Below are 11,524 nucleotides of genomic sequence, written 5' to 3' on the forward strand. Positions count from 1 at the left end.
AGTCTATGCCTGCATCTTTACTTGAGTTGAAGAGAAAAATTGCTTCTGTCAAACAAACTGGTAAAATAACTGAAGCTATGAGAATGGTCTCGGCATCAAAATTAAATCAAACTGAAAAGCATGATTTGGGTTATACCATTTATAATGATCGAGTTAGAAAAACACTTTCTCGCTTAATGAGTGCTGAAGTTGTTAAACATTTGAATAAAGAAAATATTACTGTCGATGAGGATAGCATTGCCAAGCTTGATTATGAAAATGTTTTTGGGCTAGGAATAGTGTCTAACATGATTCAGGCTCGCAAAGAAGTTAAATCAGCAGGTTATCTTGTAGTTACAGGCGATCGTGGACTAGTTGGTTCTTACAATAGTTCAGTTATTAAAAATATGATGGGGCTAGTTGAAGATTCAAAGGCAGAACACAAAGATGTTAAAATTTTGGCTGTCGGTTCAGTTGGAGCTGAATTTTTCAAAAAAAACAATCTAAATGTTGTTTACGAAAATAATGGTATTTCTGATGTGCCAACTTTTGAAGAAGTTTTACCAATTGTTTCGACAGCGGTTAAAATGTATTTAAACGGTGTTTATGATGAATTATATGTATGTTATACACATCATGTAAATACATTATCTTCAGCATTTCGAATTGAACAAATGTTGCCAATTATTAATATTGATATTGGTGTAAAAGAAGCTAAGGCACATAAAGATTTAGAATATGATATAGAACCGGATGTGAATGCTGTTTTGACCACTTTAATTCCCCAATTTGTTCGCTCTGCTATTTATGGGGCAATCCTGGATGCTAAGACTGCAGAGCATGCGAGTTCAATGACGGCTATGCAAAGTGCAACAGATAATGTAAATGATTTGGTTTCTAATCTGACAACTAAATTAAATCGTGCTAGACAAGCAGAAATCACTACTGAAATTACTGAAATTGTTAGTGGTGCAAATGCTTTGAAATAATTTAGAAAAGGAGGTAGATGTTTTGAGTGAAGGTGAAGTTGTTCAAGTAATCGGCCCTGTTGTTGATGTTAAATTTCCACTTGATAAAAACCTACCTGATATTAACAATGCCTTACGTGTAGTTAAATCGGAAGATGAAGCAATCGTTCTTGAAGTAACGCTTGAACTTGGTGATGGGGTTTTACGAACAATTGCAATGGAATCTACCAATGGTCTTAAGCGTGGAATGAAGGTAGAAGATACTGGTAGCCCAATTTCTGTTCCAGTTGGTAATGATACTTTAGGAAGAGTATTTAATGTTTTGGGTCAACCGATTGACAATGGTCCTAAATTCGGTGAAGATCATAAGCGTGAGGGAATTCATAAAAAAGCTCCCAAGTATGATGAATTAACGACTAGTCAGGAAATTCTCGAAACGGGAATAAAGGTTATTGATTTACTTGAACCATACGTACGCGGTGGAAAAGTTGGTCTGTTTGGTGGTGCCGGTGTTGGTAAGACAACTATTATTCAAGAGTTGATTCATAACATTGCTCAAGAACACGGTGGTATTTCTGTTTTCACTGGTGTTGGAGAGAGAACTCGTGAAGGTAACGATCTTTATTTTGAAATGAAAGCATCTGGAGTTTTAAGTAAAACTGCAATGGTTTTTGGACAAATGAATGAGCCGCCTGGTGCCAGAATGAGGGTTGCGTTAACTGGTTTGACATTAGCTGAGTACTTCAGAGATGTTGAGGGTCAAGACGTTTTGTTGTTTATTGACAACATATTTCGTTTTACTCAAGCAGGATCAGAAGTTTCTGCGTTGCTCGGTCGGATGCCAAGTGCCGTTGGTTATCAACCAACTTTGGCTACAGAGATGGGGCAACTGCAAGAAAGAATTACCTCAACTAAAAAGGGATCAATTACCTCTATTCAGGCTGTCTATGTTCCAGCCGATGATTATACTGACCCTGCGCCTGCAACAACTTTTGCACACCTTGATGCTACTACTAATTTGGAACGAAGCTTAGTCGAACAAGGAATTTATCCAGCTGTTGATCCATTAGAGTCGACCTCGAGCGCTTTAGATCCTGAAATTGTTGGTGATGAGCATTACAAAGTTGCAACTCGGGTTCAGCATATTCTCCAGCGCTATCATGAATTGCAAGATATTATCTCTGTTTTAGGTATGGACGAATTATCTGATGAAGAGAAAGTCATTGTAAGTCGTGCAAGAAAAATCCAATTTTTCTTGTCGCAAAATTTCTTTGTTGCTGAACAATTTACGGGTGTTGCTGGTTCATATGTGCCAATTAAAGAAACTATTAAAGGATTTAAGATGATCTTAGATGGTCATTTAGATGATCTTCCAGAAGATGCTTTCCGTGGTGTTGGACCAATTGAAGATGTTTTGAAAAAAGCGCAACAAATGGGTGTAACTGCTAGTGATCCAGAAGCAAAAGCTTTATTAGAAAAGTAGGGTGATGTCATATGGCTGATCCAGAAAAACTTTTTATGGTAAATGTTGTAACTCCGGATGGATTGATTTTTTCTCATCATGCCAGTTTTGTTGAAATGCGAGCAGTTGACGGGCAGCGTTCGATTATGTACAATCATTTACCGATTTTGACGCCATTGGTAATTGGTGAGATCAAAGTAAAGCGAAGCCGGGAAATGAATAGTGTAATTAATCATATTGCAATTAGCGGTGGCTATTTTGAATTTTCTGACAATGTTGCTACGTTTATTGCTGACAGTGCTGAGCGTTCAACTAAAATCGATGTTTCGCGTGCAGAGGCAGCTAGAGAACGTGCACAGCGTGCAATGGAACAAGCTAAGTCTGTACATGATCAGCGATCTTTAGAGCGTGCACAAGTTGCATTAAGAAGAGCAATTAATAGAATTAGTGTTTATAATTCAAATAAATAGTATTCTTTATAACGGATGCACAAAAGTGTATCCGTTTTTGCTTAGTTTAAATTAGAAAAAGAGAGGAAAAATGTTTCAACTTGGAGTACATGCTTTGATCAGTATCTTTATTTATTTATTAACAATTGGCTTATCATTTCAAATTATGAAAAGTATTCAGATTGAAAAGATTATTCGGATAAATCGAACTTTTGAAGCGCAACTTTTACTAGTTTTTTTGTCAATTGGTCTTGGTTATTTAGTGGGTACTTTTTTTATAACACTAATAGATACGTCATTGCAATTAAGTAATTTATTTTAAAACTTCATAAAGTGAACAAGGGAAAAGGAAAAATCGCTATCTTTATGGTAAAATGTACATTGAATATTTATGGAGGATTATTGTGGCACGAGATATAGGAATTGATTTAGGGACAGCCAATGTGCTTATCAACGTCTCTGGAAAAGGAATTGTGTTAAATGAGCCATCAGTGGTAGCTGTTAATACAAGTACAAATAAAGTAGTGGCTGTTGGCACTGAGGCATATAAAATGGTAGGCCGAACACCTGGAAATATTCGGGTAATTCGTCCATTAAAAAATGGTGTGATTGCTGATTTTGACATTACTGAAGCAATGCTGTCATATTTTATTGAAAAGTTAAATGTTAAAGGCTTTATGTCAAAGCCAAGTATCTTAATTTGTGCACCAACTGGTGTTACTTCAATAGAACAAAAGGCAATTATTCAGGCAGCAGAAAAATCTGGTGGTGGCAAGGTTTATCTTGACTTTGAGCCTAAGGTTGCTGCAGTTGGCGCAGGTCTTGATATTTTTAAACCGCAAGGTAATATTGTTATTGACATTGGTGGCGGAACGACTGATATTGCTGTTTTATCTATGGGAGAAATCGTTACTAGCCAATCACTTAGGTATGCCGGAGATCATATGAATCAAGCTGTAGTTGCTTATATCAAAAATAAGCATAATTTATTGATTGGTTCGAGAACCGCTGAGCAGATAAAAATAGAGATTGGTAGTGCATTTGAACCTGATCCCGAAGGAACAATTACTGTTCGGGGTCGTGATGTGGTTGATGGCTTACCCAAACAAGCCACGGTCTCAGCTGTAGAAATTCAAGAAGCATTGCATGATGGATTAATGACAATTATTTCTGCAACCAAAGAAGTTTTAGAGAAAACTCCACCTGAACTCTCTGCTGATATTATTGACCGTGGGATCATGCTAACTGGTGGAGGTGCTCTGCTTAAGAATATTGATAAATTAATATCTTATTACTTAAAAGTTCCAGTTTTAACCGCGGATCATCCATTAGAAGCTGTTGCTTTGGGAACAGGGATATTATTAAAAAATATTGAAAAGCACCAAAGACATTAGTTTAGGGAGGTTGACTTGCGTAGGCTCTTAATTTTTTTAGTAAAAATGTACCAGAAATTTATTTCACCTGCTTTACCTAAAAGCTGCCGGTACTACCCAACTTGTTCAACCTATATGATTGATGCTTTAAAAAAGTTTGGTCCAGTTTTGGGATTAATTATGGGTATTTGTCGAATTTTGCGTTGTAATCCTTTTATTCGGGGTGGTGTGGATCCTGTATCAGATAAGTTTACTATTTTTCGTAATCCTCACCCAGAAAAATATGAAGATGAAATTATAGCCCAAAAATTTCATCCATCTGTAAAGTAGGAGATATTATGTCTAAAAAACCAGAAAATATAAATATTGAGATCAATGAAATAAAGGGAAATAAAACTCCAACTTGGGAGGTAATTATACCTCATAAAAAGGAAATTGGAAGGATTGAAAAAATGGCAGGACGTTATCGTGCCATTACTAATAAAACTAACAATATTTTGTATTCTAAAAGTTTGGAAAGCAGTATTAATGATTTGCTTTCTTATTTTGCATTACATGAAAAATAGTGGACAGTGATAATTAATGGTAAAAGTTGAAAACAAAACTGATTTGTTTGATCGTATTGCATGGAATGTTGCTATACCAGTGTTGTTATTGGCTGCAGTTGGACTCTATTCAATTTATTTTGCGGCCATTGATGATCCAAGTCATATGGGAAATCCAATAAAGGCAGTCTTGATGCAAGCCTTATGGTATATTGTTTCAGTTGCAATTGTGTTGGTTGTAATTCAATTTGATGCAGAACAGCTTTTTCGCATTGCTCCATATGTATATGGCTTTGGGATTTTGCTTTTAATTGCTGTTCTTTTTTTCTACAATCGAAGTTTAGCAGTAGATACAGGGTCAAAGAATTGGTTCAAGCTTGGTCCAATTTCTTTTCAGCCTTCCGAAGTAATGAAGCCAGCATTTATCTTGATGTTGGCACGAGTTGTTCATCAGCATAATCAAAAGTTAATGCATACTATTAAAAATGATTGGATTTTAATTGGCAAAATCATTGCCTGTTTGGTACCAATTGCAATATTATTGAAATTACAAAAAGATTTTGGGACAATGCTCGTCTTTATTGCTATTGCAGGTGGAGTAATCTTAGTTTCAGGGATTTCTTGGAAAATTATTATTCCAATGTTTATAGCATTTGGAATATTAGGAATTACAGTTATTTTTATGGTAACAACGCCTCAAGGTCAGGTAGTTTTGAGCCACTTTTTTGAACCATATCAGTTTAAGAGAATTATGTCTTGGCGCGATCCTTCATCTGACACTTCCAAAGCTGCATATCAGTTGTGGCTAAGTATGCAAGCTATCGGTTCGGGTCAGATATTTGGTAACGGTTTCGGAAAATTAAATGTATATGTTCCTGTTCGCGGTTCAGATATGGTATATTCTGTTATCGGTGAATCTTTTGGTTTTATAGGTAGTGTAGCAATTATCTTATTGTATCTTTATTTAATTATTCAAATGGTTAGGATTACATTTGATACTAAGAATGCTTTCTATTCTTATGTTTCAACTGGAGTCATTATGATGATTCTTTTCCATGTTTTTGAAAACATTGGTATGAGTATTGATTTATTACCATTAACAGGAATTCCTTTACCATTTATTTCGCAAGGTGGTTCTGCATTAATTGGGAATATGGTCGGTATCGGCATGATTTTATCAATGAAATTTCATAATAAGGACTACATGTTTAGTCAAGCTGGTGACTTTTAAAAATTATAATTTAAATAAACATTTACACCCCTTTAAGACAAAACTAAGCAAATTACAAATATCAAATATAAGGTGCATATCGGTGCAGGGCGAAAATGCATAAACACTAAAGAATAAGCCCCACCGGTTAAGGTACTGGCCAATTATGGCAATGTGATTGTTGGGACTGATCTTACTACATAAAAGGAAGAAGAAATCATTGCAGATACCTTGTTAATGATCAATAGTTGCTTGTTCTCGCTGATTAAAGGTATACGCGCAATTAGTCACAGCCAGTCTATTAAATAAAGTACCTTTAAAAACTGCTGGCGAAGAATAATAGCATATACAAAAAGCTCAATTCCTCATTCTGAGAAGTTGAGCTTTTTTCATGCTATTTTAGAATTTCCCTCGTAGCAGAGGGTTATCTTCCGTTATTTTATTTTGCTACCCGAGCATTCGTGTGAGCGGCAGACCAGCACATCGCATTTAGCTGTGCGAGTGACGTAATCAGTTACACTACCAATCAAAATGCGTTCCACGGTGTTGAGACCCGTTGCTCCTAATACAATTAGATCAATCTGATGTTTTAGCGGAAATTTGTGAGAAATGATTGCCTTGGGAGAGCCAAATTCAATGGCGTAGTGTACTTCTTTGACGCCTTCATCTTGCGCTTTCTGATAATATTCTTTCAATTTTTTCAGGGCACTATCTGATACTTGTTCTACCATTTTGGAGTCAAAACTAGAAACATTCTGGAATGAGCGCGTATCTATGACGTGTAAAATTTCTAAGCTTGCGTCACTGCGTTTAGTTACCTTGACCGCCTTGTAAAACGCAAAGTCGGCTTCTTTTGAACCGTCAACGGCAACTTGAATTCGGTGATATTGTTTCATCATTTTTAATACCTCTTCTTACTCCCATTTTATCAAATTTTGCTTAGATTATTCATCCCTTTGATTAATTGCTAAACCAAAAAATAAAATTGTTAAACAGCTCAAAATTAAGGTGATAAAGTTCAGGTACTTGTCATCTTGCAACAATATAACGAAGCCAATTAGGCTATCCGCAACCAAGGCAATCGCCGTGATGGCCATTATTGAAGTAAAATTGGTCTTGTTCTGATTATTATAAATTAAAAAGTGATCGTTGCGTTTCTGCCAGAGGCACCAAGCAGCTATGAGCAATACAACAAGATAGATTGATATAACAACTTTAAGCATTTTAATTACTCCATAAAAAAACGGTCCTTTGACCGTTTCCTAACTTTCAAAAAAATCTGAGTTGACGAGCAGTTTGGCAAAACAAGTGCTGTTGAACCCGCAGTGTTCAAAAAAATGAGCAGTAGCGCAACGAATATGGATCCTATACATTGATAGTTTTCCGATTCGACAGTTATTTACTTACTCGCACGTTGATAGTTTGACCGGTCAACTTTATCTAATTAAGCCTAGTCGCCAACTCAGACCAATATTATAGTAGTCAATCTGCTGGTATTTGTCAAGAATGGCCGCAACTGAAGATGACTAATTAGCCCTCTGAATGAAACAATGCTACTCAAATAGTTAGGTAATGATGTTTATTTCAACTTCAAATGTTTAAGCTAAAACTGAAGAATATTTATCTTAAAATAAAAATAATATACGAAACTTAGTCTAATTGTTTTTAAGTGAATTACTGTTATTTTTATTATAATGTTATTTTAAATTTTATGCTTGGTTTGCCAACTAATAGTTGCTGCTTACATTAAAAATGTATTAGCATATTATTCTTAATAATAACTAATCAAATAGTTATTTAAATTATACATAAAAAAACAATTTTGATATTGCTATTTGTGGTACATGGCTTTAAAATAATGCTCTGTATAGGTTTAGTTAAGTAGGAAAGAGATTTTTATGTTAGGAAAAAATAACTATAATGAACGTCTAAGAAAAATGGAAATGCAAGCGAAGCAAGATCACTTTTCAATTCGTAAATTGAATGTTGGTGTTGCTTCGGTGTTGTTAGGTTTTACTTTCTTCGGCTTGAATAGTCAAGCAGTAAAGGCTGAAACAGTTGCTCCAACAGAAGACGCTAGAACCAATACGCCGGCAGCTGAGACGCGGGCGCCTAGTGATACGAGAGTGCCTTTGGTAGCAGATAACATTAATGACTCTCCTGCTGCACCAGTTGCAGAACAAACGCCAACTATGTCTAATGAACCAACAACTGGAACGTCAGCTAATGTAAATGAACAAGCCATTGCCCCTAAGAAAAGCATTGAGACGCGGGCAAAACGCTCACAAACTGATTTGAACACCTATCGAGGCTTAAAGTCTTTTTTGCAGGTAAAAGAAAAAGAAGACCGATCCACAGCAAGCGCTCAGCCAACTCAAAAAGCACCTCGAGCTATTAAAGCACAGCGTGTAGGAATAGATACGAATGCACAGACTGGTTCTTTGTCTGCGCAACCAGTTAATCAACTAACGGTGATTGATGATCAGCCAACCGAAACTACCAAGTCGCAGATCCTAACTAATAAAGATCCGCAGGGGAAACAAATGACTGTTCCATCTCAGGATCATAATGAGACCAAGCCACTGACCCCAACTGACCAGGATCAGAACAACAAGTCGGGTATTAATGCGCAAGATGATAACGGTGGTAAGATCAGCGAGGTAACTAATTGGAAAGATTATCTTGTAGCCTTAAGCGACTCTACCGTTACCGAAATTGATATCATGAATGACTTTGCTGCTCCAGATGGTTACAATCTTACACCAATTGCAAGCAGCAACTCGCGTCCACGTAATTTGTTGATTTCATCAAAGGGCGGTAAGCATAAGGTTGATTATAAAGGTACGAGTTTAACTTGTGCATTTAAGATCAATATCACTTATGACAATTTAGAGCTTTGGTGTGCTAATTATTATGGTGTGATTAATACGGATAATACTCCTGTTGCAACTGTCACCTTTAAAGACATTGATTTTCATGGCAGTCAGATGGCTCATGCAACGTCTCATACGCACTATCATTTTAAAGGAACCAACAATGCTGAAACCGTTCGAATGCCATATCCAGGAACTACTGTAATTCTGGCTAATAATCAACAATTGCTTGAGTTAATGAATTCAGATAATAGTATTGATTTTGATGATGGTACTTTTACTGGTTCTACATACAATGGAACTGTAATCGAATTAGGTAGTCGTTATAGTCTCTCATCATATAATAAGGTAAATATTGCTGCTGGCGCTAAAGTTGTTTTAAATCCGGGAAAAAATGCAGATAACTTAGTTACAGCAGGGAGTGCCGAATATACTAATGCCCAATATGGTATCTACATGTATGGCTCGAATCTAAACGTTAATGTTAATGGGACTTTACAAATTAATGTTGGTCAAGCTGGCTTTAAGCAGACTACGGCTGATAATCGGCAAGCTTCTGGTATCTATATCAGTAAGGGTTCCAATAATTTTAATATTAAGACTGGTGGGCAGGTTGAGGTGCAAACTAACGGTGACATCTCGACAATTAACACTGACTCTAATAGCGGTAACTTAATCTACAATGGTGGTAACTTTAAGATTGATCCGAAGGGTAGTCTCAAAGTAACTGGTACCAACATGAGAAAATATAGCGGTACCTTGTTCATGATTAAAGGAAGTGCTAATGTCAATAATGGTACCTTTGAAATCAAATTAGATGGTGATGCAAATGATGATGGCGCTGGAACAGGTGTAATTACTTTAGTTGATATCCAAGGGACCCTAAACGTTAATAATCCTCAGTCCTTGATTTTGAATGCTCAGAATAATAAAGCAGTGGGGACTACAATTATTGGTCAAAACATGATCACATTAAGTAACGTTAGTCAGGTTTTGCGAATAAGCAATCAAGAACTTAATCTACCGCCGTTTGCAAAATTACAACTAAATAGAGGAAAAGTTACTGACAAGGGTACAATAATTGGAGTTTCAGCCTTAAACCTGCTCAACGGTCAAAGAAAAATAACTCCAGAATTGCTTAGTAGCATTACCGATACTAAGTATAAGGCTCTAATTAACTTATTAGTGTCGAAGGGGTTGCTCGGTGCCAATATGACTTTTGACGATGCCTTTAAGAATATTATTATTGCTGCTTTTGGTGATAAGACACTCTTTAGTGATGGTTATAATAATATTCATTTTAAATCTGCCAATCCTGATGGCTTTTTAGATATTGAAAATGTGTCAGTAACTACTGGTGCGAATGGTAGCCGTATTATTAAAGGGCATATAACAAATTATAATGATAAAAATGATGGTCCTGATAGTGATGGTATTTTTAGTAAAATTTTACCAGGAGGAACATATGCCTATGTTGGAGCCAAATTTGAGTCAGCAAATAGTTTATTGAATGATAAGAACTATATTGGTACGATTAAAAATCCAAATCCTTATGGTGAAACAAACGTTACCGAAGCACAAAACGAATTTGCTGCTCAAGCAGATGGGAATGGCTATTTTGAATTTGAAATTCCAGCAGATAAAGTTAATCAGCTTAAACCTGGAGATAAGATAGAATTAGTACCATATGCGAACTTTATCAGTTATGATCCAGAAAATAAGGATGATCATAGTTATGATTTACAAATATTGAGCGTAGCAGAGCAAAAGAGCGCTGCGAAGCAAGCGATCCAGGAGGAAGCCCAAGCTACCAAGGAAAAGATCGCTGCCGATAAGAGCTTGACCGCGGCGGAAAAGACGCAGCAAACGCAGGCTGTCGACGACGCCGTCCAAGACGCCAATGACAAGATCGATCAGGCAACAAATGCGGATGGTGTCAATACAGCCGTAACGGATGGTAAAACTAACATCGATCAGGCGTATAAGCCAGGCACCAGCGTAGCAGAGCAAAAGAGCGCTGCGAAGCAAGCGATCCAGGAGGAAGCCCAAGCTACCAAGGAAAAGATCGCTGCCGATAAGAGCTTGACCGCGGCGGAAAAGACGCAGCAAACGCAGGCTGTCGACGACGCCGTCCAAGACGCCAATGACAAGATCGATCAGGCAACAAATGCGGATGGTGTCAATACAGCCGTAACGGATGGTAAAACTAACATCGATCAGGCGTATAAGCCAGGCACCAGCGTAGCAGAGCAAAAGAGCCAAGCCAAAGATGCCGTAGATGAAGCAGCTAAGGATGCCAAAGACAAGGTAGATAGCAATAAAGATATAACGGATAAGCAAAAGGCTAAGGATCAGATTGATAAAATTGCCAAAGATACTAAGGATAAGATCGACAATGCTCAGGATCAAGCAATAATTAATAGCAGTAAGAATCAGGGTATTGCGGATATCAATAAGATAGCCGATGGCAAGGATAATAAAGATGATCAGGCTGAAGCAAAAGAGAAAGCCAAAGCTGACGTAGATAAGGCAGCTAAAGATGCCAAAGACAAGGTAGATAGCAATAAAGATATAACGGATAAGCAAAAGGCTAAGGATCAGATTGATAAAATTGCCAAAGATGCTAAGGATAAGATCGACAATGCCCAGGATCAAGCAATAATTA

At 36.9% G+C, this 11,524-nt stretch carries 11 protein-coding genes; 9 read left to right on the plus strand and 2 right to left on the minus strand.

Going from position 1 to position 11,524, the window contains the following annotated elements; all coding sequences use genetic code 11:
* The first annotated feature begins 5 nt into the window (after positions 1-5).
* The 8 genes from ACYIAQ_RS02405 to ACYIAQ_RS02440 all read left to right on the plus strand — a co-directional run bounded on the left by ACYIAQ_RS02405 (position 6) and on the right by ACYIAQ_RS02440 (position 6,007).
* On the plus strand, positions 6-968 hold the full coding sequence (locus ACYIAQ_RS02405) for a F0F1 ATP synthase subunit gamma (protein WP_483563355.1): 963 nt from the start codon (positions 6-8) through the stop codon (positions 966-968).
* Positions 969-990: 22 nt separating this feature from the next.
* A complete protein-coding gene (gene atpD / locus ACYIAQ_RS02410) occupies positions 991-2,430 on the plus strand; it encodes a F0F1 ATP synthase subunit beta (RefSeq protein WP_122022850.1) in 1,440 nt (479 codons plus the stop codon).
* Positions 2,431-2,441: 11 nt separating this feature from the next.
* On the plus strand, positions 2,442-2,879 hold the full coding sequence (locus tag ACYIAQ_RS02415; RefSeq protein WP_483563356.1) for a F0F1 ATP synthase subunit epsilon: 438 nt from the start codon (positions 2,442-2,444) through the stop codon (positions 2,877-2,879).
* 70 nt (positions 2,880-2,949) lie between these two features.
* Positions 2,950-3,180, plus strand: a complete 231-nt coding sequence (locus tag ACYIAQ_RS02420) for a DUF1146 family protein (protein ID WP_122018060.1) — start codon at positions 2,950-2,952, stop codon at positions 3,178-3,180.
* A gap of 82 nt (positions 3,181-3,262) precedes the next feature.
* On the plus strand, positions 3,263-4,252 hold the full coding sequence (mreB, locus tag ACYIAQ_RS02425) for a rod shape-determining protein (protein WP_122018061.1): 990 nt from the start codon (positions 3,263-3,265) through the stop codon (positions 4,250-4,252).
* 15 nt (positions 4,253-4,267) lie between these two features.
* Positions 4,268-4,561: a membrane protein insertion efficiency factor YidD gene (yidD, locus tag ACYIAQ_RS02430; protein WP_483563357.1), complete on the plus strand. Its 294-nt coding sequence runs from the start codon at positions 4,268-4,270 to the stop codon at positions 4,559-4,561.
* An 8-nt stretch (positions 4,562-4,569) separates the two neighbouring features.
* Positions 4,570-4,797 carry a DUF2969 family protein gene (locus ACYIAQ_RS02435; protein WP_122018063.1) on the plus strand — a complete coding sequence of 76 codons (228 nt, stop codon included), beginning with the start codon at positions 4,570-4,572 and terminating at the stop codon, positions 4,795-4,797.
* 16 nt (positions 4,798-4,813) lie between these two features.
* Positions 4,814-6,007, plus strand: coding sequence for an FtsW/RodA/SpoVE family cell cycle protein (locus tag ACYIAQ_RS02440; RefSeq protein WP_483563358.1), 1,194 nt, complete (start codon positions 4,814-4,816; stop codon positions 6,005-6,007).
* Positions 6,008-6,420: 413 nt separating this feature from the next.
* Here the strand turns inward: ACYIAQ_RS02440 and ACYIAQ_RS02445 are convergent, their stop codons facing one another.
* Positions 6,421-6,885: a universal stress protein gene (locus ACYIAQ_RS02445; RefSeq protein ID WP_483563359.1), complete on the minus strand. Its 465-nt coding sequence runs from the start codon at positions 6,883-6,885 to the stop codon at positions 6,421-6,423.
* 45 nt (positions 6,886-6,930) lie between these two features.
* Positions 6,931-7,209: a hypothetical protein gene (locus ACYIAQ_RS02450; protein WP_483563360.1), complete on the minus strand. Its 279-nt coding sequence runs from the start codon at positions 7,207-7,209 to the stop codon at positions 6,931-6,933.
* Positions 7,210-7,884: 675 nt separating this feature from the next.
* On the opposite strand from ACYIAQ_RS02450, the gene ACYIAQ_RS02455 reads away from it, so the two are divergent.
* Positions 7,885-11,524, plus strand: a 3,640-nt coding sequence (locus ACYIAQ_RS02455; protein WP_483564036.1) for a DUF1542 domain-containing protein, incomplete at its 3' end; no start/stop codon positions are given.

The organism is Lactobacillus sp. X-49 (genome assembly GCF_057063645.1).